This window comes from Streptomyces sp. NPDC044921 (assembly GCF_056432865.1).
The window spans coordinates 207,290-229,163 of record NZ_JBWKIF010000007.1 but is presented as its reverse complement, the minus strand read 5'-3'; the positions used below and the strand labels follow the sequence as shown (position 1 = coordinate 229,163).

18 protein-coding genes and 2 tRNA genes are annotated in these 21,874 nt (G+C 70.0%); 15 read left to right on the top strand and 5 right to left on the bottom strand.

What is annotated here, in order from left to right; translation table 11 throughout:
- Positions 1-4 precede the first annotated feature (4 nt).
- Positions 5-1,978, top strand: a complete 1,974-nt coding sequence (locus AC07DA_RS13765) for a zinc-ribbon domain-containing protein (RefSeq protein ID WP_479127840.1) — start codon at positions 5-7, stop codon at positions 1,976-1,978.
- A gap of 164 nt (positions 1,979-2,142) precedes the next feature.
- A complete protein-coding gene (locus AC07DA_RS13760; RefSeq protein WP_479127653.1) occupies positions 2,143-2,676 on the top strand; it encodes an NUDIX hydrolase in 534 nt (177 codons plus the stop codon).
- Here AC07DA_RS13760 and AC07DA_RS13755 read toward each other — a convergent pair.
- Positions 2,654-3,994: a hypothetical protein gene (locus AC07DA_RS13755; protein ID WP_479127651.1), complete on the bottom strand. Its 1,341-nt coding sequence runs from the start codon at positions 3,992-3,994 to the stop codon at positions 2,654-2,656. The genes AC07DA_RS13760 and AC07DA_RS13755 overlap by 23 nt on opposite strands.
- Before the next feature lie 113 nt (positions 3,995-4,107).
- Between AC07DA_RS13755 and AC07DA_RS13750 the strand changes: the two genes are divergently transcribed.
- The 3 genes from AC07DA_RS13750 (at position 4,108) to AC07DA_RS13740 (ending at position 5,912) form a co-directional block, all read left to right on the top strand.
- A complete protein-coding gene (locus tag AC07DA_RS13750; RefSeq protein ID WP_479127649.1) occupies positions 4,108-4,350 on the top strand; it encodes a hypothetical protein in 243 nt (80 codons plus the stop codon).
- A gap of 207 nt (positions 4,351-4,557) precedes the next feature.
- Positions 4,558-5,001: a glycine-rich domain-containing protein gene (locus AC07DA_RS13745; protein WP_473865442.1), complete on the top strand. Its 444-nt coding sequence runs from the start codon at positions 4,558-4,560 to the stop codon at positions 4,999-5,001.
- A gap of 68 nt (positions 5,002-5,069) precedes the next feature.
- On the top strand, positions 5,070-5,912 hold the full coding sequence (locus AC07DA_RS13740; protein ID WP_479127647.1) for a protein kinase family protein: 843 nt from the start codon (positions 5,070-5,072) through the stop codon (positions 5,910-5,912).
- Between the two features lie 893 nt (positions 5,913-6,805).
- Here AC07DA_RS13740 and AC07DA_RS13735 read toward each other — a convergent pair.
- Positions 6,806-7,291 (bottom strand): winged helix-turn-helix domain-containing protein, encoded by a 486-nt coding sequence (locus AC07DA_RS13735; protein ID WP_479127645.1) that lies wholly within the window; start codon positions 7,289-7,291, stop codon positions 6,806-6,808.
- 170 nt (positions 7,292-7,461) lie between these two features.
- Between AC07DA_RS13735 and AC07DA_RS13730 the strand changes: the two genes are divergently transcribed.
- From AC07DA_RS13730 to AC07DA_RS13700, 7 genes are all read left to right on the top strand, one after another.
- Complete coding sequence (locus tag AC07DA_RS13730) at positions 7,462-7,812, top strand: SCO3933 family regulatory protein (protein ID WP_031104037.1); 351 nt, start codon at positions 7,462-7,464, stop codon at positions 7,810-7,812.
- Positions 7,813-7,895: 83 nt separating this feature from the next.
- Entirely contained in the window at positions 7,896-8,021 is a 126-nt protein-coding gene (locus tag AC07DA_RS13725) for a hypothetical protein (protein WP_267958772.1), read from the top strand.
- A gap of 47 nt (positions 8,022-8,068) precedes the next feature.
- Positions 8,069-9,439 (top strand): FtsK/SpoIIIE domain-containing protein, encoded by a 1,371-nt coding sequence (locus AC07DA_RS13720; protein WP_479127642.1) that lies wholly within the window; start codon positions 8,069-8,071, stop codon positions 9,437-9,439.
- 47 nt (positions 9,440-9,486) lie between these two features.
- The gene (locus AC07DA_RS13715) at positions 9,487-10,215 is read left to right on the top strand and encodes a DUF2637 domain-containing protein (RefSeq protein WP_479127640.1); all 729 of its coding nucleotides are present in this window, start codon (positions 9,487-9,489) and stop codon (positions 10,213-10,215) included.
- A gap of 146 nt (positions 10,216-10,361) precedes the next feature.
- Positions 10,362-11,825, top strand: coding sequence for a replication initiator (locus AC07DA_RS13710; RefSeq protein ID WP_479127638.1), 1,464 nt, complete (start codon positions 10,362-10,364; stop codon positions 11,823-11,825).
- Positions 11,822-12,004, top strand: coding sequence for a helix-turn-helix domain-containing protein (locus tag AC07DA_RS13705; RefSeq protein ID WP_093781320.1), 183 nt, complete (start codon positions 11,822-11,824; stop codon positions 12,002-12,004). Before AC07DA_RS13710 ends, AC07DA_RS13705 begins: the two co-directional genes overlap by 4 nt.
- Positions 12,004-13,287 (top strand): site-specific integrase, encoded by a 1,284-nt coding sequence (locus AC07DA_RS13700; protein ID WP_479127636.1) that lies wholly within the window; start codon positions 12,004-12,006, stop codon positions 13,285-13,287. Before AC07DA_RS13705 ends, AC07DA_RS13700 begins: the two co-directional genes overlap by 1 nt.
- A gap of 91 nt (positions 13,288-13,378) precedes the next feature.
- On the opposite strand, the gene AC07DA_RS13695 is transcribed toward AC07DA_RS13700, so the two are convergent.
- A tRNA-Arg gene (locus AC07DA_RS13695) sits at positions 13,379-13,451 on the bottom strand.
- A gap of 198 nt (positions 13,452-13,649) precedes the next feature.
- Positions 13,650-13,740: transfer RNA gene (locus tag AC07DA_RS13690), tRNA-Ser, on the bottom strand.
- Between the two features lie 222 nt (positions 13,741-13,962).
- Between AC07DA_RS13690 and AC07DA_RS13685 the strand changes: the two genes are divergently transcribed.
- Together AC07DA_RS13685 and AC07DA_RS13680 are read left to right on the top strand one after the other, a co-directional pair.
- Positions 13,963-14,472, top strand: a complete 510-nt coding sequence (locus tag AC07DA_RS13685) for an SSI family serine proteinase inhibitor (RefSeq protein WP_479127634.1) — start codon at positions 13,963-13,965, stop codon at positions 14,470-14,472.
- A 328-nt stretch (positions 14,473-14,800) separates the two neighbouring features.
- Positions 14,801-19,900 carry a PAS domain-containing protein gene (locus tag AC07DA_RS13680; RefSeq protein ID WP_479127632.1) on the top strand — a complete coding sequence of 1,700 codons (5,100 nt, stop codon included), beginning with the start codon at positions 14,801-14,803 and terminating at the stop codon, positions 19,898-19,900.
- A 16-nt stretch (positions 19,901-19,916) separates the two neighbouring features.
- Here AC07DA_RS13680 and AC07DA_RS13675 read toward each other — a convergent pair whose 3' ends face one another.
- Positions 19,917-20,495, bottom strand: a complete 579-nt coding sequence (locus tag AC07DA_RS13675) for a TetR/AcrR family transcriptional regulator (protein WP_479127630.1) — start codon at positions 20,493-20,495, stop codon at positions 19,917-19,919.
- A gap of 128 nt (positions 20,496-20,623) precedes the next feature.
- Between AC07DA_RS13675 and AC07DA_RS13670 the strand changes: the two genes are divergently transcribed.
- Entirely contained in the window at positions 20,624-21,823 is a 1,200-nt protein-coding gene (locus AC07DA_RS13670; protein WP_479127628.1) for an MFS transporter, read from the top strand.
- The last annotated feature ends 51 nt before the right edge of the window (positions 21,824-21,874 follow it).

The following is a 21,874-nucleotide window of genomic DNA, read 5'->3' as shown; positions in this document are numbered from 1 at the left end:
TGACATCCACGCCAGCTCAAACAAAATGTGCCAATGGCGTTGCGGACAATGCGGCAACCAGTGGAGCACGACACCGAACGCCCGAACCCGTACAGGCAGCGGTTGCACACAATGCCGACGGGCGGCTTGGCAGACGCCGCCTCCTGGCGCATCACTACAAGACCGCTTCCCAGAGATCGCGGCCGAGCTCACTGCAATTGACGGCCACCCAGGACACACCGCATCTGACATCCACGCCAGCTCAAACAAAATGTGCCAATGGCGTTGCGGACAATGCGGCAACCAGTGGAGCACGACACCGAACGCCCGAACCCGTACAGGCGCAGGTCGTGGGTGCCCAAAGTGCGGACGCCTGCGGACAATCAATGCGCGCAGGATAGCGCGTCCAGGCGCGTCACTAGCCGATCTACACCCTGAATTGGCGCTAGAATTCGTCGCCAATCTAGAGAACGAACTCACCGTTTCCCAGCTTAAGCCCCATAGCAACTACAAATGTCGCTGGCGCTGCCGATCCTGTAACAACGAATGGGTAGCGGTTCCACAGAATCGCGTGTCCGGAAAAACGGGATGCCCTGCCTGCTTTGCAGCAAGGCGCGGAAGTTGGAGACGTAGCCCGAAGGGCACTTCCCTGACCGCACGCGATGCACTCGGCGAGGTCGCCTCGGAGTTCGTCAGCAATGAGACAACTCCCGATCACGATCTAACTATGCTGAGACCAGGCTCTGCCGATAAGTGCAAATGGCTATGCTCGGGTTGCGGTCACACCTGGATAGCCTCTGTCGCCTCCCGGGTAACCTCTCACAGAAACCGAAGCGGCTCGGGGTGCCGTAAATGTTATGACCGTCGAATTTCCGTAAGACGCAGAATACCAAAAGAAGGAGAGTCACTGGGGGAACGCTTCCCACAGATCAGTCAGTCATTCGTCGAGAATCTAACGACCCCGGAAGCGGGACCCGACCAGCTGCGCATCCGCAGCAATGACCGATGTCTCTGGAGATGTAATTACGGTCATGAATGGGAAGCTGTTGTCCTGTCCCGCACCTACGGCTCCGGGTGCCCAAAGTGCCTCTCAGCCGGCAGGTCGCGTTTCGAGCTTGAGGTGCAGTCTCTACTCATAGCGGCCACAGGAACCGACGTAGTATGCGACTACGCCGTAGAGCACTTACGCGGCCTGTCAGGGCGCCGCCCCCGAGTGGATCTATATATCCCTGCAATTCAGCTCCACGTGGACCTAGACCCGTTCCACACGCACAGTGCGATTAAACACAGAGAAAAAGATGCCAGGAAGAGCGCGCTTCTCAGCGGTCTAGACTACGTACGAGTTCGTGCCCGAGGCCTCCCTCTTATTCCAGGGGATCACATAGAGGTCAGCGATAGCACTAAGGATGGCATTAATCCGTGGACTTGGACGTCTTCCCTGCGCCCCGTATTGATTGCTCGCGGATTGCCATTCGAACCTCTTACTAGGGAGCAACGAAGGATAGCCCTCGGGCAGGCCGCAGAAGCCTGGGCAGCAGTTAAGGGACGAGTCAGATTCGAGTCCGTCGCTGAACGAAGCCCCGAGCTCCTAATCGAATTTGTGGAAAATCTCACCCGTCCAGCGTACGACCTGAGCCTGTGCTCACCTTCCTCGTTCGATGTAGCACAATGGCAGTGTGCTAAATGCGGAAACATTTGGGCAACGATGATCCGCAACAGGGCAATCAGTGGTTCCGGCTGTCACGCGTGCCATCGGCAAGGCGTCAACGAAAACAATGTCGCCCGCTCAATGGCACCGCCTGGCGAGTCACTTGCAGAGCTGTTTCCGGAAATTGCGGCTAGGTTCATCCGTTGCTTGAACGATTCAAGCCGCTCCCCGGACAACCTCCGCATCAAGAGCAATTTGAAGTGCGAGTGGTTCTGCCATACAGGAGAGCACACATTTACCGCACCGGTTCATTCCGTATCGAACGGCGCGAAGCGCAGGTGCTGCAAATAGACACCCCAGCCGTCGCTCGTGGATGCGTACGCCTGCCGCTCAGTCCTGACCAGGATCGGGCCCTGGACGGCACATCTCGTCAAGGTGACGCGAAAAGAGGGGAACTTGCACCCGGCTCCGGATCGGTCTGAGATCCTGGAGACCGATCGAGAGGGGCCGCAGGTATGGAGTGGAAGACCCACGGTGAGCGACAGGTCTACACCAACCCTTGGGTGAATCTGTGTTTGGTCGACGTCCAGCAGCCAGACGGACGTAGGTGGGAGTACCACGTCGTCCGCCTCCGACACCTGGCCGTTGCCGCCGTAGTCAATGACCGCCAAGAGGTCCTGATGATGTGGCGGCACCGCTTCATCACGGACTCCTGGGCCTGGGAACTGCCCATGGGCCTGGTCGAGGAAGGCGAGACGCCGGAAGAAGCTGCTGCCCGTGAAGTCTTGGAAGAGACCGGCTGGCGTCCCGGCCCCATCAAGCCTCTGATCTATGCCGAGCCGGCGAACGGCATCACCGACTCGCAGCACCACGTCTTCCGCATCGACGGCGCCACCTACGCCGGTCCGCCCACGGAGAAGAACGAGTCCGACCGCATCGAGTGGATCCCCCTCTCAGAGGTGCGCGGGATGATAGACCGCCGCGAGATCGTGAGCAGCGGCTCACTCGTGGGTCTGCTCTACCTGCTCATGGATGAAGCGACCCGCTGACCGGTGGGAGGAGTTCCCGTAGCCGCGCCTCGAAGGCAAGGGCTACGGGCTCCTGCCTGTGGGGGGCCAACTGATCATAGAACTCCCTGAGATGCCCTGACACTCGCTCCGAGGCCACCGCTGACGCGGGCTCCAGGGCCTGCGTGGCGGTGTGGCACGCCTGGTCAAGCTTGCCCTGGTCCAGCTGCGTACGAGCCAGCCAGAACGAGTGAAACGCGCGGCCTCGCTGGTTCGTGTGGTGCTCCCGCCGCAGGGCATCAGCGATCAAGGGTTCGGCAGTCGCCGCTTCGCCCAGTCGGCCATGGGCGATGCCCGTGTCCACGATGAGCTTCGGCTCATCGAAGTAGGTCACCCATGAGGGGTCCGGATCGCTCGCCCCGATCTGCTCGAACTGACTGTGTGCTTCCCCGATCGCCCGGTGCGTGTCATCACGGTTGCCGAGGGTGGCATGGGCGAATGCTTCCCGCATGGCCAGCATCGACATCACGCGCGGCGTGCTGCCGAGTGCTGACCGAGCCTGGTCCTGAGCGGCGGTCACGAGTGCCAACGAGTCCGCGGGCTTGTCCTGGTAGGTCGCCTGCAAGCTCATACAGGCGAGGACGTTGGCCATGAACTGGCGGTCGTCGATCTCTTTCGCCAGTTGCAGGGCCTCGGTGAAGTACGCGCGGGCCTGGTTGTACTGGCGGGCGTCGAAGTAGGTCCAGCCGGTCAGACGTGCCAGCTCGGCCGCGATGCTGTACAGACCGTTCTGGATGGACGGCGGTCGACTCTCCTTCAAGAGTCCGACGACATAACGGAGCTGGCCAACGATGGCGGGCCGCAGTGCTTCGCCACCGTGCTGGTCGTCCCGTCGCCAGTAGTCCTCGATCGAAGAGCGAAAGGCTTCAAGCGTGGCCTTGTTCAGACTGGTTCGCGTGGCCAGCGCCAAGATGCTGTCCACATCGGGACCTGGCAGAGCCGCGGGGGCCTGCTGCTCCGGCTCCCGTGTCTGGGGCGCCTCGCGCTCGTCGACCACGAGGGCCTGCGGCGTCTCCCACGCTCGGCGGGCAAGCCCGAGCATGTCTCCTGGGATGCGCAAACCGTCTGAGATTCGCTCGATGACATCCATGTGCTGCAAGTGGCGCCGCCCCGCGATGACTTCGCCCACACGGCTCGGCGTCAGGTCACAACGCCGGGCGATCATCGACGGGTAGATTCCCGCCCTGACCTTCACCAGCCGGAAGACTCTCGCGAAGTCCCGGACCCGACACGCATCAATCATCTCGGGATCGGTGAGCAGCCTGGCCGGCAGTTCCTGCGGCCGGTCCGGGTCGGGCATCGGCAAGCTCCCACACTGCGAGGGCTACGCAACGTCGCTGGTTCTCTACTTCCCGCGATGTTACCCAAGTTGGGTAATCAGCCTGACCTTTTAGCCGCGGCCCTCCGATCGCGATGCTCCCTTGCATGGCGAGCAACCAGCAGACCAGACCAGGCATCGGTGAACTGGCGAAGGACACCGTCAAGGGACGTATCGGCATCGTCATGGGTGAGCTCGGCGGCCGAGTGCAGATACGGCCCATCGGCGGCGGCCGGGAGTGGGATGCCATGCCGGACAAGGTGGTGCAGCCGACTGCTCGGGAGGAATTGAGCGCCCGCCTGGCCATCAGGAACGGCAACAGCAGGGACGGCCTGTGATGCGCGCCATCGGCCGATACGCGGGAGTCCTCTTCATCATCGTGATCAGCGGTTCGTGCGGCCTGATGATCGGCATGGCTCTCGCTGTCGGCCAGTAGACCGGCCGCCCCGGACGGGTGCTCATTCCCCGGTTCCCCCACCCCCGTTCGGGGCGGCCTCCCAACTCCGTAAGTGCCACGCTCCACTACCCAAAAAGGGAGTACTCGCATGACGGCAACGGCGAACGACCAGAGGACCGGCCGCGCGGTGGCTGGCGAGGGGCTGTTCCAGAGCCTCGCCCACTTCGTGGTCGTCCACAACGGGCAGTCACCCGAGCGTGCCGAGCGGATCGCGGACCAGGCGGTGGCCTTCGTGGTCACCGCAGCCACCGCGATCGTCCCCATGGTCCCGTCGGACGACGTGGACCTGGGTCTGCACGCGCTCATCCTGCACACGAAGGAGTACGCCGAGCTGTGCGAGCGGTACGCGGGCCGCTTCCTGCACCACAACCCCAAGCCCGGTGGCGGGGCCCGCGACCCGAAGCAGGTCGCCGCTTCGGCACGCGCCATGAAGACGGCCGGGTTCATGGTCTTCGATGACCTGTGGACCGTGAACGGCACGAACCTTGCCCAGTGCGACTCCGACTGCGGCCGCCCGTACGGCCAGGCGTAGCAAGACAGCAGCGGCGCGGCCGGCCTCGACCCGTGGTCGGCCGCGTTCGCCCGGAAGGAGAACAGACGTTGTCCGGCTCACCCTCTGAACTGCCGATCGTTGTGCTCGACGCCCTCATGCCCACGTCTCAGCGCCTGGTCCTGAACCGCCGGGGCTCCATGGTCTGGGAGGTGCAGAGCCATCGAGGCCACTACGCCGTCAAGGTCGGCTACCCGATCGAGGCTACGGCCGACTGGCCCGCCCAGCCCTGGACCGCCCTCGCGCCCGCACGCGAGGGTGCCGTACTGCATCGCCTCGGCTTCGACGACTTCGCGTACGGAGAATGGGAGCGCGGGACGTGGAACTTCCAGCCGTGGCATGAAGGGCCGGACCTGTACCGGCTGTGGGAGCCCTGCCGTGGCAAAGGCTCGTCCGTCGCACCGCACGCCGGCGTGGCGCTGGGGTGTGTCGAGGCCCTGGCCGAACTGCACGCCACGGGTTGGGCCCACGGCGACGTGCAGCCCGCCCACTTCATCGTCGGGCCGGAACGGACGCATCTGATCGATCTGGCTCTAGCCCGAGGTGGGCACGTCCCCGAGGGGTACGACTTCCCGTTCCGCGGCTGCCTCGTTCACTACGAAGCACCGGAGATCGCGCGCAGCGTGCTCGCCACGGGTGAGGCCGAGCCCACGCCGGAAGCCGACGTCTACGCCCTCGGCGCCTCCCTGCTGATCTCGGCCACCGGCTGGCGGGCTGTCGAGTACCCGGACGACGCTCCCCGCCCCATCCAGAGAGAGGCCGTGGCCAACGGCAGACGCCGTCCCGTCAAGGCGCCCGGTGAGCTGGGCGAGTTGATCGAAGCCATGCTCAGCCATGCTCCCGAAGACCGGCCAACCATCTACGAGGTGGGTAAGGCCCTGAGCTGCCTCTAGAGCCTGATTCGCCCGGCGACGCTCGCATAACCAAGACCAACAACAAGAGACCGGACCACCCCTCAGCCTGGACAGCATTCCGGGTGGTCCGGTCGCGGAAGCCCTGATCAGGACCCCGGTGCCGATGGTAGCCGGGGCAGTTGGCGTGCTCGGACGCGGGTGCGGGCCCTCGGCTTCATGTTGTCCAACGAGGAAGGGCCTTGACCTGAGCCACCGAAAGTCAGCCATGACGGCGGGCGAGCCGAACGAGCACCCGCCACGTGTGCTTCCAGCAACCACTCGCCGACCTCAACCACGCTTCTTCCAAACGTCACGGCCTGGCCCTCGATCTTGCATGAGCGTTGCCGACATGCCCTGCGACTCCACCGGCCGCGCGGATGTGAGCTGGGTGCGGTCTGGTGGCGCGGTCGAGCTTGACGCGTCCCGGCCTGGTCCTGGTGCTCGGAGTGGGCGCGTTGCTTCCTGGTCTGGTTGTCCGCCCTGGCGGTTGTGCGCGCTGAGCGGCGGGGGGCCGCCGGAGCGGCGGCGGAGACAAGGAGCGGCGGCGGCCACGGGCCGCCCGCGCGCGCGGCCCGCCGTAGGCGGGCCGCCTTGATCCAGTAAAGAAACTCTGAACAGCTCCGCGGGGCAGGGCGATGGTAGATCAGCGAAGGAGCCGCTCAACGCCGTGGGGACGCTCAGCGGTTGGGAGGAAGCGCGGAAGCGCGAAACGCATCGACGGCACGGGTGGCAAGCGGGAGACATGGCCGAGCACATAGCGGACGATGAGATGAGGTCGACCAGCATTCACGTCGAAGACGCGGATCAAGTGGCCGCGCTGATCCAAGAGATGCGGGCAACGGTCGGTCGCCTCAGCAAGGAGACCAGGGCACTGCGTGAGGAAGTGGCTCAGCTCAGGACTGCGACTTCGATTGCTGAGACTTCAGCTCCTCGACCTCACGCCGCAATGCCTGATGCTCAGCACTGAGGGCACGAAGCTCGTCACGTAGAGAAGTGAGCATTTCAATGAGGGTGTCCCCGGTGGCTTCGGAGCCGTCGGGGCTTCCCTCCGTCTGTTCTGCCTGCGGGGGCGTCTTGTCCCTGTTGGCGAGGTACCAGGCTGGCGGGGTGTAGCCCACCGAGAACTCGCCGGCGGCGTCATGGTCAGCCACGAAGCTGCCCCGCCCGTGGATCGTGTAGATCAAACCCTCGTCGCGCAGCACGTTGAGCGCGCCCCGCGCGGTCATGTTGGCCACGCCAAAGCGTTCCTGTAGCTCGCGAATGGACGGCATCTGCTCGCCCGGCTTGATCCGCCCCTGCAAGATGTCGCGCCGAAGCTCATCGGCAGCGTGCTGATACGGCGGCCGACGGTCCTGCTTGCTCTCTGGCGCGGGGCTCATGGCCCAAGGGTAGCGATCCTTAGCACCCCTAGCACACCCCACTGACGTAGGTGGCCTATGTCAGCTGACACCTAGCTCACCCCACACACTTGACAGTGCTAGGTCAGCTATGTTCAATGGTGATCACGCCCCGCCGCCTGGCGGAGCGCAACCGAAAGGAACTAACTCCCATGGCACGCATCCGTGTTGGCCTGCTTCCCACCTCGTCGTTCATGGTCGGAACCCTGCCGGTGCCGAAGTACGCGGACCAGGAGAAGACGCAGTTCGCCACCGACCGTGAGACCGGCGCGAAGCTCTACACGATCACCCTCTTCTTCATGGAGGAGGGCCGCGCCGAGGCACTGAAGATCACTGTCCCGGAGACCGGTCTTCCTGACGGCCTCAAGCCCGGTGTCCCGGTCATGCCGGTGGAACTGTTCGCCACCCCGTGGGCGCGAATCTTCAACGGCTCGCTCTCGGACGGCATCGCCTACCGCGCGGACCGGCTGGACCTGATGGCCCCGGCTGCTGAAGCGGCGTGAGCGGCACGGCTCCCCGGTCCGGCGCTGAGCGCAACTACCCGTTGCCTCACGCCGGGCCGGATGCCCGGTTCACCGAATCCCTCGTGACCTCAGTAGCGGGCGTGCTCGTCGGCTACGGCTATCCCCGTCTCGACGCCTCGGCCGACCGGACGGCCCTCGAATCGGCCCTAGTGGCCTTCCTCTACAACCCTCTGGAGCGGGACATATGAACGGTCCGAACGACCCGTCAGAAGGGGCCTTCCACTACGGCTCCCTGATGGTCGACCTGACGCTGGTGGTGCTCGTCGGATGGGCGGTGTGGTGGGTAGTCCGCTACCTGCGCGCCGACGCCATGACCCGGCAGTCCATCCGGCAAGCCGTCCGCGTGCGGTGGGGCTGGAAGCGGCTCGCGCCGATGCTCAAGCTGGCGGCCACGGACAAGACTCCGACCGCGCTCGCGTCGCTGGCGAACACCAACGGGAAGCCGATCAAGCCTCGCCTCCTCATCCCGGCCCTCAAGGTCACGCATGACGCATACGGCGTGATCGCGCGGGCGAGTTGCCTGCCTGGCGTGGGCCTGGAGCAGTTCCAGAAGGCGGCCCCGCATCTGGCCGACGCCTGGAAGTGCACGCGGGTCGCGATCACGCAGGACAAGCCCGGACAGGTCGTCATCCGGGGCGTGCGGCTCGATCCGCTCAAGCTCCCCACTGAGCACCGGCCCACGGGGGACGTGCCGTACGAGACGGCCCAGTGGGACTTGGGCTTGGACGAGTACGCACAGCCGGTCTCGGTAGACCTCACACAGGTGCCCGGAGTGACCGTGGCCGGCCTCCCAGGCTTCGGCAAGACGAGCCTGATCAACCGGCTTCTCTCGGACTGGGCGCCTTCCCCCTGCGTGCAATTCGCCTGCGCGGACGGCAAGGTGTCCGCAGCACACGAAGGAGACTATGCCGACTGGGTACAGCGCATGTTCGCCTTCGTCGGGGACGACCTGGAAGAGGCCAACAAGCTGTTCCGGGACCTGGTGGAACTGCGGCGCCTCCGGTCGGCCTGGGTACGCAAGGCGCTCGGCGTGAAGTCCATGTGGGATGAGGGCCCGTCGGAGAACTGGCCGCTGGTCGTGCTGGTCATCGACGAAGCACACACGTACTTCCGCGACCACAAGGGCAGCGACCCGAAGACCAAGAAGCTCGCCGCTCTCGCTGCGGAGAACGCCCGGCTCGTCGAGGACCTGGTGAAGAAGGGCCGTTCGGTGGGGATGCTCGTCATCCTCGCCACTCAGAAGTCCACCGGCGATGCGATCCCGACCTTCATCCGTGACGTGTGCCCCGTGGGCCTGAGCTTCGCGCAGAAGACGGCTGAGGCCGCTGTCGCCGCGCTGGGCGAGGAGATCCGGGAGTGGCCCGATGCCAACCCGATCAACCTCCAGGACCCGACCTACGTCGGCGTCGCCGCGATGAATCACCAGTCGCAGCCCGGCTTCACCCGCATCCGCACCCCGTACGTCTCCGACGCCGACGCAGCCCGAATCGCCGAGAGCACCGCTCACCTGACCGCCGACCCCTCCGCGCTCCTCGAAGCCTTCTTGGGCCCGCGCATGTGGGACAAGGACGTCGACCTGGAGAAACCCGCCGTCGACGCCGCTTGACCCCTGATCTCCGCCCCGTGACGCAGCACCGAAGGGAGGTGAATTCCTTGACAGAGGACAGGATCACTCAGCGCACCATCACCGCCGTGATGATCGTCATCGCCGTGCTGGCGTTCGTCTTCTCCTTTGGCAACGTCTGGTCTCTGGCCCTCCGCCTGGGCGTTCCCTCACCGATCGCGCCGCTCATCGCCCCGATGGTGGATCTCTCCGTGGTCGGCCTGCTGGTCGCCCTGCGCTACCTCTCCTTGCGCGGCCTGCCCGCCGAACAGATGACGGCCGCCACCCGGCTGATGCACTTCTCCGGGCTGCTGACGCTGGCCCTCAACGTCGCCGAACCCATCGCCGCCGGACACTACGGCCGGGCAGCCGTGGACGCCGTGGCTCCCCTGCTCCTGCTCGGCTGGGGCGCGGTCGGTCCGCAACTCCTGCGCGCCTTCCACACCGTCATCCGCCCCGCCGACCCGGCCCCCGAAGCAGAAGAGACCGAACCGGCGCCCGAAACGACCCTGCCCCATGCCCCCGCTGCCGCACAGCTCACCGATCCGGCCCCGCCCGTCGCGCCGGACCCAGTCCCGACCTCGGCCCCGGTAGCTCCGCGCGTCACCCCGGCTCCCGCACCGCCCGCGCTCAAGGTTCCCGAGCCGCTGCTGACCGAAGCGCGCTCCATCGCCGCGTCCCACCACGCCGAACACGGAACAGCGATTACTCCGGCCCAGCTGAAGACGCGACTCGGCATCGGCCTGCCCATGGCCACCGCCCTCCACGCCGCCCTGTAGGGCCGCACCCCCCGCCGGCCTTCCGGCACCTCCCACCCTCGCCCGCCCCTGGGCCCGACCCGTCATGCCTGCGGGCAGCCGCCCGAGTGCTCATCGCTGCTGCCCGCAGGCTCCACCCTCACACCAAAAAGGATCCCCGCCCTCTCATGCACCGCCCCCTCGACCTGCGGCACGTCGTCAGCCCTGGCCTGCGGGACCTGATCGAGCTGGCCAACACCCACAACTTCGACCGCGTCACCGAACAGGTTCGCAACCTGCGCGGCTGCACCAGCCCCGTCAACCTCCACGGCTGGACGGTCACCACCGACTCGACGACCAAGGAAGTAGTCCGCTCCTACCGCTCCGAAGACGAGCCCTCCGGGCGCCTCCTGACCACTTGTGGTAACCGCCGCGCCTCCCGCTGCCCCGCCTGCTCCCGCGTCTACGCCGCCGACACCTACCACCTGATCAAGGCCGGACTGTCCGGCGGCAAGAACGTTGCCGAAACTGTCCGCGACCACCCCCGCGCCTTCGTCACCCTCACTGCCCCGTCCTTCGGCCCCGTCCACAACCGCAAGACCGACAGCACGGGGAAGACCCGCCCCTGCGGCTGCGGCGCCCACCATGCCGAGGGTGACCCGGCATTGGGCACACCGCTCGACCCAGCCACCTACGACTACTCCGGCTCCGTGCTCTGGAACGCCCACGCCGGGCAGCTGTGGGCACGCTTCACCACCTACCTGCGCCGTGCCCTGGCCGAACACCTCGGCATGACGCAGAAGGCGCTGAACTCCGCCCTCCGCGTCTCCTTCGCCAAGGTCGCCGAGTATCAGAAGCGCGGCCTGGTCCACTTCCACGCCGTGATCCGCTTCGACGGCCCCGACGGCCACACCACCCCGCCCCCGCCCTGGGCCACCTTCGATGCCCTCCAGGTCGCCGTGGGCTTGGCGGTCGAGCGGGCCCGGCTCACGGTCGAGTCCGACGCCATCGGCGAGCGCGTGATCAAGTGGGGCGACCGGTTCAAGGTCGACCGGATTTCCGCCCTGGGCGACGGCGAACTCACCGACGCCAAGGTCGCCGGATACGTCGCCAAATACGCCACCAAGAACGCCGAGGGCGCGGGCACCGTAGACCGCACCCTTATGTGCCGCCCCTACCATGGACGCGGCTATGTACGAGGTCCCGACGGCTTCCGCGACCTGTGCGACGACTGCGAAGGCACCGGGCAGGCCGAACCCATCAAGGCCCTGCCCGTGCAACGGCACGTCCGCCAGATGATCCGCACCGCCTGGGACCTCGGGAACCTGCCGGAGTTCGCTGGCCTCAAGCTCTGGAAGTGGGCCCACATGCTCGGCTTCCGCGGCCACTTCTCCAGCAAGTCCCGCGCCTACTCCACCACCCTGGGCGCCCTCCGCGACGTCCGCCGGGCCTGGCGTCTCGCCCAAACCGAAGCCGCCCGTGCCCGCGCCGGCCTTCCCGCCAACGGCGAGAACACCACCCTCGTCACCGCCTCCTCGTGGACGTACCTCAGCAGCGGCTACCGCCCCGGCGAGGATCTTCTAGCCGCTCAGGTCCGCCAAGACATAGCCCACATCCAACGCCTCAAGCAGGAAGGACTGCTGCCCGTATGACGACGGCCGTACTCACCGTGGACCAGGTCGCCGAACGTCTCGGCATCAGCCGCTGGAAGGTCCACGACCTGATCCGCTCCCGCGAACTCGCCTCCTTCAAGATCGGCCGCTGCCGCCGCATCAGTGAAGCCGCCGTGGACGCCTATGTATCCCTCCGAACCGAGCAGGAAGCCGCCTGATGGCCAAGCCGAAGAAGAACGCCAACAACGAGGGCACCATTTACCAGCGCAGGGACGGCCGCTGGGAGGGTAGTGCCTACGTCTTGACGACCGAAGGCACGTACAAGCGGCGCAGCGTCTACGGCAAGACGTGGGACGAGGCTCACGAGAAGCTGACCAGGCTCAAGGCCGACTCCCTGAACGGCCTGCCGGTCTCCACCAGCAAGATGACCATCGCCGAGTACCTGACGTACTGGCTCACGAACGTCGCCCAGGGCAAGGTCCGCAGGACCACGTACGTCAACTACGAATCGCTCGTCCGCAACTACGTCACGCCCGAGTTCGGCAGGAAGAAACTAGCCCGGCTTACCGCCCGCGACATCCGGGCCTTCCTGACCAAGACGGCGGCCACCTGCCAGTGCTGCGCGCAGGGCAAGGACAAGAACCGGCCCGAGCACAAGCGGCGCTGCTGCGCCCTCGGAAGGTGCTGCACGAATCTCCCCTCGGACCGAACCGTGCGCTTTCTGCTGGTGATCCTGCGGGCCGCCCTCCAGCACGCCGTGCGTGAGGACGAGCTGCCCCGCAATGTGGCCCGGAACGTAGAGCTGAGCATGGGAACGAAGCGTGAGATAGAACCGCTCACGGTCAAGGAAGGGCGTCAGCTCCTAGCGGCGGCCCGAGACAACCGGCTGTGGGCCGCGTACGAGCTGGCGGTCCGCATCGGCCTGCGGCGCGGTGAGCTGCTGGGGCTGCGCTGGTCGGACGTGGATCTCCACGAAGGCGTCCTCACTGTCCGGCAGGCCCTACAGCGGGTCGGCGGCGAGCTGCTGATCGTCGCGCCGAAGACTCAGCGCTCGGCCCGCCGCTTGGCCCTGCCGTCCGAGTGCGTGACCGCGCTTCGCGCTCAGCGTGCCCAGCAGCTCGCCGACCGGAAAGCCGCTGGCTCGAACTGGAAGGGGACAGCTCACGGCCTGGTCTTCACCACCAAGAACGGCACCCCCATCGAGCCGCGCAACCTGAACCGCTCCTTCGAGGCGCTGTGCGTTCGTGCCGGCGTCCGCAAGGTCCGCTTCCACGACCTCCGCCACACGTGCGCCTCGCTGCTCCACGAACAGGGCGCCGACGCCCGCATGATCATGGAAGTCCTGGGCCACAGCTCGATCCGCGTGACCATGGACATCTACACCTTCGTACGGCTCGACTCCCAGCGGTCCGCCTTCGACCGCGTCGGGGACGCACTGAAGGGTGACGGCAACGAACCAGACGATGACGACGGCCCGGCCGGTGTCCCGGTAGCCCTCTGATCGGCTCTCAAAGACGGTTGCCGTCAAACACTGCCGTCAAGACAAAAGCCAGAGGCCCTGTGGATCACTCCACAGGGCCTCTGACGTGCTGTGCACTCGGCAGGATTCGAACCTGCAACCTTCTGATCCGTAGTCAGATGCTCTATCCGTTAAGCTACGAGTGCTTGTTCTGTTTTTATCGCCGCTCCCGGGCCTTCCGGCTCGCTCGCGGCGACAGGAAGAACATTACATGACTGCCGCCGCCATGTGAAATCCGTTAGCCATACCCCTTGTGACCTGCGGAAACCCCGTCCGGACGGGGTGAGCGGCACCCCCGGCAACAGCGAAGCCCCGGTCGGCTGACCGGGGCTTCGTGATCGCGGCGGAGGCGGAGGGATTTGAACCCTCGATGGGCTTTAAGGCCCAAACCGCATTAGCAGTGCGGCGCCATAGACCGGACTAGGCGACGCCTCCACACATCCACCCGCGCGAGCGCGGGTCGGTGCGTGCCGATGATGACACAGTCGAGCGCGGTGTCACCAATCGACCCCCACGGTACTAGGCGGGAAGGGCGCAGGGCAAAGGCCTTGTCGGGCGCGCGGCCGGGCCGCCACGACAGGGCCGGGTGGAGGGCGTGCGCGGGGCGCGCGCGAGGTCCGCGCGCAACGTCCGGGAGCGTGCCGCGTTAGTCAGGGCATGTTGCGTGCCACTCCCCGGGCCATCGCCCGCCCCGCCCTGCGGCGCCTCCTCGTCGGCGCCGCCGCCTCCGTCGCCGCCGCCGGGTCGCTGGCTGCCGCGCCCTCCACCGCCCACGCGCAGACCGGCGCCGCCGCCCTGCCCTGGCCCGCCGGCGTCGGCGACGGACCGGACCGCGACCACCTCACCGTCACCGTGCGGAACGCCGGCGGGGCCGACGGGACCTACGAGCTGTACTGCGGCCCCGACGGCGGCAGCCACCCCGACCCGCGCGGGGCCTGCGCCGCGCTGGAGCGGGACACGCGCTGGGGGCAGGACCTCTTCGCGCCCGCCCCGGAAGGCGCCTTCTGCACCATGCAGTACGGCGGACCGGCCACGGCGCACGTCACCGGCACCTGGGCCGGACGCCCCGTCGACGCGACCTACGACCGCCGCGACGGCTGCGGGATCGCCCGCTGGGACCGGCTCGTGCCGCTGCTGCCGGACATGAAGGCCGCAGGGAAGGGCTGACCCCGGCCAGGAGGAGGGCGGCCGGCCGGGGCCCGTTCGCGCCACGCTCCGCCCTCATTCCGCCGACTCGGGGCGGCTCGGCCGATAAATACAGAAACGCCGCCCTCGTAAAGGTCCCGCGAAGGTCCCGCGACGTCGTCGCAGGAGGGCGGCCGTTTGACGCTTACTCGGTCGTCAGTTCGGCGTCACTTCCTCGTGCGACCTCCCTCTCATCCGGCGTCGCGAGCGCAACCGCAGCCCTTAGACTCCCTCGCGTGACACGCCGCGGGACGGTTGGCAAGATGGCCCGAGCGGTCGGCAAGGTGCGGTAACAGGGAGGAAGCGTCTCGTGAGCAGCAGGCCATCCCGAGGCGCTGCTCGCCTCGCAGCCATACTGGACGCCCTGCCGGACGCGTTGGTGCTGGTCAATGCCAACGGGACGGTCGTCAACGCCAACACCATCGCCCTGGAGGCCTTCGAGACCCCGGGGACCGCCCTGGTGGGGCGGGGGCTGCTGGACCTGCTGCCGCAGTTCGACTCCAAGCTCATCCCGGGCTCCATGCGGCGGCCCGAACACCTCGACCCGCGGGCCCGGACCAAGCCCACCCGGATGATCGCGCGCAGGACCGACGGGACGGAGTTCCCCGTCGAGGTCACCAGTGCGAATCTGGAGAACGGGCAGCAGGCCTACGACAGTTACGGCTACACCGGCGACGAGCTGCTCATGCTCGTCGTACGCGACCTGTCCGGGACCGTCGACACCGAGGCCGAGCTCGCGCGGTCGCAGCGGCAGACCGAGATGATCCTGCGGGCCGCCGCCGAGGGTGTCGTCGGGACCGACACCGACGGACGGATCGTGCTCGTCAACCCGGCCGCCGCGCAGATACTGGGCTACCGGGCCAGCGACCTCGGCGGGCGCGAGCTGCACACGCTCGTCCTGCACTCGCGCGCCGACGGCTCCCCCTTCCCCTACGACGAGTCGCCGCTGGCCGACACCCTGCGCTCCGGGCGCAAGCACCGGGTACGCGGGCAGGTGCTGTACGCCAAGGACGGCTCGAAGGTGCCGGTCGACCTGACGACCGCGCCCGTGCGCGACGGCGACCAGCTCGTCGGCGCCGTCATGACCTTCACCGACCGGCGGCCCTACGACGCCGTCGTCGAGGAGAAGGAGGCCGCGGAGCAGGCGCACGCCGAGGAGCTGGAGCGGATCGCCGAGGAGCACGCCTCCGAGCTCACCGCCCTGCGCCAGCGGCACGTCACCGAGGTGGAGGAACTGCGCGAGCGGCACGCGGAGGAACTCGCCGCGAACGAGGAGCGCTACGCCGCCCTCGGTGAGCGGGAGAAGGACCGCTTCGAGGCACTCGCCGCCCGGCACGAGCAGCTGCTGACCCTGCTCGGGCGCTCCCTGCGCGGGCCCCTGGAGGAGCTGCGCCGGGAACTGGCCGCGCTCGCCGCCGACGACGCCGGGCAGCTGTGGCCCGAGGCCAACCAGGTGCTGCACCACCTCTCGGCCGGCTACTCGCGCATCACGACGCTGATCGACAACGTCCTCGGCTACCAGCGGCTCGACGCCGGCAGCGAGAGCGTGGCCCGGACGAAGGTGATGCTGGACGCGGTCGTCGCCGCCGGCGTCGACGGGGCCGTCGAGCTCATCGGGCCGGGACGGGTGCAGTTCGCCGTGCACGCCCCGCCCATCGAGGCCGAGGTGGACCCGCGGCTGCTCGCGACGGCCCTCGCGCACCTGGTCGCCGACGTGGCCGGTGTCGACGCGACCGGCAACACGCCCGTGTCGGCGGGCGGTTACCTGGACAACACCGTCGTGGTGGCGGCGGCGCAGCGCGGCGAGGTCGTCCGCATCGAGGTGCGCGGGCCGTACGCCGGGGGCGACACCGTCCACGAGCCCATCGTGCGCGGGATCGTCCGGGCCCACGGCGGCGTGCTGCAGACGCACGAGGTGCCGGGGATGAGCGGGAGCGCGTACGTCCTGGAGGTGCCGCTCGGGGGCGGGGCCGGGGCCGTCACCGCGCAGGCCGCGGACGAGGGCGGCGCCGCCGACGCGGAGGAGCAGACCTCGGGCGGAGGGCGCCGCCGGGCCCGGCGGGGTTCGACCGACGCGTTCCTCGAAGCCGACGGTCCGGCGGCCGAAGACGAAGCCGCCGGGGCCGGGGCGCCCGGTGGTGCCGGTGCGGAGGGCGCCGGCGGGGCCGAAGGAGCCGCGCCGACCGGACGCCGCCGGCGGCGGGCCGCCGGGGAACCGGCAGCCCTTCCCGCGCAGGCGTCCGGTGAGGGCGCCGTGTCGGGCGGTACCGGGCGGCGGCGTGGCCGGGCGGCCGAGGACGCCGGTGCCGGTGCCGCCGCGGGCGCTCCTGCCGCCGCCGGTGCGCTGGGCAGTGCCGTCCAGGGGGTCGCCGAGGGGGCCGTCGTCACGGCCGCCGAGCACGCGGCCGGTACCGCCGCCTCGGGGACGGGGCTGGGCGGGACCGTACCGCCGCAGGGCGTGCCCGCGCCGCCGTCCGGGCGGCGGGCCCGGCGGGAACCGGGTGAGCAGCACGCGCTGCCGCCGGCCCTGCCCGCGCCGTCGTCCGGCGAGGCCTCCGGCGGCCCGGCCGACGCGCAGGGACAGGCTCAGCAGCCGACCGGGCGCCGGCGGCGGGCCCTGGCCGCGGCGAACGAGAGGGCGGCGGCCGCGCAGCAGACGGCGGGGCCGCGACCGGTGTTCGCACTGCCGCCCGCCGAGTCCGACCAGACGGCCCCGGCCGGGCAGGGGACCGCGACGGTGCCGCCCGGCGTCCCGGTGCCGCCCGGCGGGGCGGGATCCCCCGAGGCGGCACAAGCAGCGCAGGCGGCTCAGGGGGCACGAGCAGCCCAGGCCGGGGCCGCCCAGGCCGCCGGGGCTCCCGGTGCGGGCGGATCCGGGGTCTCCGGCGACGCACGGGACGACGAGGGGCGGCATGACGCCGTGCCGCACGACCAGTCCGCCGACCACACACCTCCGCAGCCGCATCCCACGAGCGCGCCCACGGGACGCCGGCGGCGTGCCGTCGCCCCGCAGCCGCCCGAGGGGGCCGGGACGCAGGCGCCGGGCCCGGGAATGCCGGACCCGGCAGTGCCGGGTGCCGGAGTGCCCGGCGCGCCGGGGAGTGTTCCGCCGGGGGGACCGGCGGCGGTGGGCGCCGGGCCGGGTGCCGTACCGGCGGGTCCGGGGCAGCAGGCCGCCGGGCAGGGCGGTGCCGGGGCGAGGGCCGCGCAGCAGAACGCCGCTGGGCACGCCCTTCCTGGTCAGGTGGGCCCGGGGCAGGGCGCGCCGGGGCAGGCCGGGGTGCCCGCGCCGGGCGCGGCCGTGCCGCCGCAGGGCATGGCGGCCGCCGCGCAGGGCGACGCCGTTCCCCGGCCCGGCGACGCCCCGCACGCGAACGTCCCCCAGGGCGCTCCCCTGGCCCCTCAGCCGCAGGGCGCCGCGGTGCCGCCGCAGCACACGCCTGTCCCGGCTCACGGCGCGGTCCCGCCCCAGGGCGTCCCCGCGCCTCAGCAGGGCATGACCGCTGCTGGGCCGGGTGTTGCCGTACCCGGGCAGGGAGCCGCCCTCCCCGGACAGGACGTTGCCGTACCCCCGCAAGGCGTCGCCGTGCCGCCCCAGGGCGTCGCTGCGCACCCGCAAGGCGTCGCCCTACCCAGCCAGGGAGCCGCCGTCCCCGCGCAGGGAGCCGCCCTCCCCGGACAGGACGTTGCCGTACCCCCGCAAGGCGTCGCCGTGCCGCCCCAGGGCGTCGGTGCGCAGCCGCAAGGTGTCGCCGTGCCTCCGCAGGGGGTCGGTGTGCATCCGCAGGCCGTGTCCGTGCCCGCTCAGGGCGGGCTCGGGCAGAGTGTGCAGGCCGCCCTTCCCGGGCAGGTGCCGCAGGGGCCGCACGGCGCGCAGCCGTTGCCGCAGCAGGGCGGCGTCGCACCGGAGCAGCAGGCCGGCCTGGGGCGGCCGCTGCCCGCCGAAGCCGCCCCCGGGCCGGACACCGCCGCCCAGGCCCCTTCGGCCCCGGCGCAGGGCACCCCCGCGCCGCAGCCCTGGCCCGCCGCCGACGACACCTCGGGAGCCGGTGTCGCCGTGCCGCCGAACAGTGCCGGGCAGGCCCTGCCCCCGATGGGCGGGGCACCCCGGTCCGCCCAGGCCCCGGGCACCCCGTTGCCGCCGGAGGGCGGACCGCGGGCGGCGCAGCCGTTGCCCGCCGAGGCCGCGGGGCCCGCCGATCCCCACGCGACGCAGGGGCGGGCGATCAGCGTGCGGACGCTGGGCCAGGGCGTGCCCTTCAACCGGCAGGCGGCCCAGGTCCAGCAGCCGTCGGCGACGCCTCCCCCGCACCAGCCGGGCGGATCGGGCCGGCGCCGCAAGCTGGGCACGCCGCCCGACCCGGCCACGCGCACGGAACAGGCGGCGCGTCCCGAGCAGACGGCCCGCCCCGAGCAGGCCGCCCGGTCGCATGCGGCGGCCGAGCCGACGCCCACGCCGGTCCCGGCGCAGGTGCCCGCCCAGGTCGCCGCGCCCGTTCCCGCGCAGCCGTCGCTCGCCGGGCAGGGACGGCCGGCCCAGATGACCGAAGGCGGCGGCCGCTCCTACGCCATAGGCGCCCCGGACGAGAACGCCGCCGAGGGGCCCGAGCCGCTGGACGGGCCGGGCGGTGCCGTCGAGGTGGCCGATCCGCCACGGCCGCAGCCGATGGACGACGAACTGCCGCCGGAACCGCTGGACAACCCGCGGCGGCTGCTGGTGTGGCCGGCGCCGGACGTCAGCACGCAGCAGGCGCTGAGCGACCGCGGCTACCGGCCGGTGATCGTGCACTCGCGCGAGGAGGTCGACGCGCAGATCGCGGCCTTCCCCGCCGCGCTGTTCGTCGACCCGCTGACCGGTCCGATCACCCGGACGGCGCTGCAGTCGCTGCGGCAGGCCGCCGTGGCCGCCGAGGTGCCGGTGCTGGTCACGGCCGGGCTCGGGCAGGCCTCGCGGGACGCGGCCTACGGTGCCGACCCGGCGGTGCTGCTGAAGGCGCTGGCGCCGCGGGACAGCGAGCAGCACCCGCCGCGGGTCCTGCTCGTCGAGGAGCACGCGGAGATCGCGCTGGCGCTGACGGCGACGCTGGAGCGGCGCGGGATGCAGGTCGCGCGGGCCGCGAGCGACGCGGACGCGGTGACGCTGGCGGGACAGTTCCGGCCGAACCTGGTCGTGATGGACCTGATGCAGGTGCACCACAGGCAGGCCGGGTACGCCGGGATCATCGACTGGCTGCGGGCGAACGGCCAGCTGAACCGCACCCCGCTCGTCGTCTACACGGCCGCCGTCGACCAGGCCGACCTGCCGCGGCTGGCGTCGGGGGAGACGGTGCTGTTCCTCGCCGAGCGGTCCACCAGCGGCGAGGTGCAGTCCCGGATCGTCGAACTGCTCAGCCGGATCGGCACGAACTAGCGGTACGCCCGGGTGGTCAGCGGGCCGAGATGCGGCGTGCCGCCTCCTTCACCGAGGCGCGCAGGCGGTCGCGGTCGGTCTCCTCGTCGCCGACCAGGATGCGCCGCATCTGCGGGACGACCGCGGTCCAGTTGGCCAGGGCGGTCAGCAGGAAGAGCAGGTCGGCGGCCGGGATCGCGTCGGTGACGACGCCCCGGTCCTGGCCGTCCCGGAGGGCGGCGACCTTGCGGCGGTAGTGCTCCTGGCGGTCGGACTCGTGGGGCAGTTCGGTGCTGCCGTACTCCAGGCCCTCCCAGAAGAGCAGGCGCAGCAGCTCCGGGTGGTCGGCGTGGTAGTCCATCAGCCGGTCGATCCAGCTCTCGAGGTCGTCCGGGTCGACGGGGACGGCCTCGGCGAGGTGGAGCATCTTGCGCTCCAGGACGATCGCGAACAGCTCCGCCTTGTTGCCGAAGTAGGCGTAGATGAGCTGTTTGTTGGCCTTCGCCTCGGCGGCGATGCGGTCGATGCGGGCGCCGGCGATGCCGTGCCGGGCGAACTCGGCGACCGCCGCCTCGAAGATCCGGGCCTTGGTGGCCTCGGGGTCCCTTGCTGCCATGGGGAGAGGGTAGCGCGCCAGGTAACCAACTGTTTGGTTGACAGGAAGGAACGGGCCGCCCATGCTGTTGGGCAGATACCCAACCAACCAGTTAGTTGTTAGAGCCGGCTCCAAGGAGTCCTCCCCTCATGTCGTCAGCGACCACCACCACACCCCGTCGCCCGGCCCGCGCGCGGCAGGACCGTACGCCCGCCTCCGGCCTCTTCCTCACCCTGATCGCCGTGTGCAGCGCGGTGACGGCCGCCAACATCTATCTCGCCGCGCCGCTGCTCCCGCTGATGGCCCGCGACTTCGGCTCGGCCCCGTCGGCCGTCGCCTGGATCGCCTCGGTCGCGCAGCTGGGCTACGCCGTCGGCCTGTTGTTCTTCGCCCCGCTCGGCGACAGCGCGAACCGGCGCAGGCTGGTGGCCGGGCTGACGCTCGTGACCGCCGTCGCGCTGGGTGCCAGTGCCCTCGCGCCGGGCGTCGGCGCGCTCGCGGTGGCCGTGTTCGTCGCCTCGGCCGCCACCGTGATCCCGCAGTTGCTCGTGCCGCTGGTCGCCGAGCGCGCCCCGGCCAACCGGCGGGCCCGTCATGTCGCGGCCGTCATCGCGGGCCTGTTCACCGGGATCGTCGCGGCCCGGGTGCTGGGCGGTCTGGCCGGGCAGGCGTTCGGCTGGCGCTGGGTGTTCACGGGCGCGGCCGTGCTCACGCTGGGCCTGGGGCTCGCCACCGCCTCGGTCCTGCCCTCGCGACGGCGCGGAACCGGCTCGCTGTTGTCCGGCCTGGCCGCCCTGCCGGCGGTGCTGCGGAGCTCGCCGGACCTGTGGCGGGCGTGCCTGCGGCAGGCCGGGATGTTCGGGGCGTGGAGCGCGTTGTGGACGTCGCTCGCGCTGCTGCTGACCGGTCCGGCGTACGGGCTGTCCACCGCGGCGGCCGGGCTCTTCGGGCTCTTCGGACTGACGGCGACCGCGGTGGCACCGCTGGCCGGCGGGCTCGTGGACCGGTTCGGCGCGGCCCGGGTCGTGCGGTCCGCGTATCTGCTGGCCGCCGTGTCGGTGCCGCTGTTCTGGCTGGGCGGGCACGTCCTGGTGGCGCTGTTCGCCGCCGCGGTCCTCATCCACGCGGCGCTGGTCGCCTCGCACGTCGCCAACCAGACGCTCGCCCTGACCGCGACCGCCACGCCCGCCACCGCCAACACGGCCTACGTCGTCGCCGGTTTCGCGGGCGGCGCCGCCGCGTCGGCCCTCGCGGGCGCCGCGGACAGCCACTTCGGCTGGGGCGGTGTGAGCGTGGTCGCGGGGGTGTGGCTGGTGCTGGGCTGGGGGCTCAGCCGGTCGCGGCGGTGAGGCGGCGGGCCGCGGCGGGAGACCGGAGGGCACGCGGGCGGCGAGGAGTCG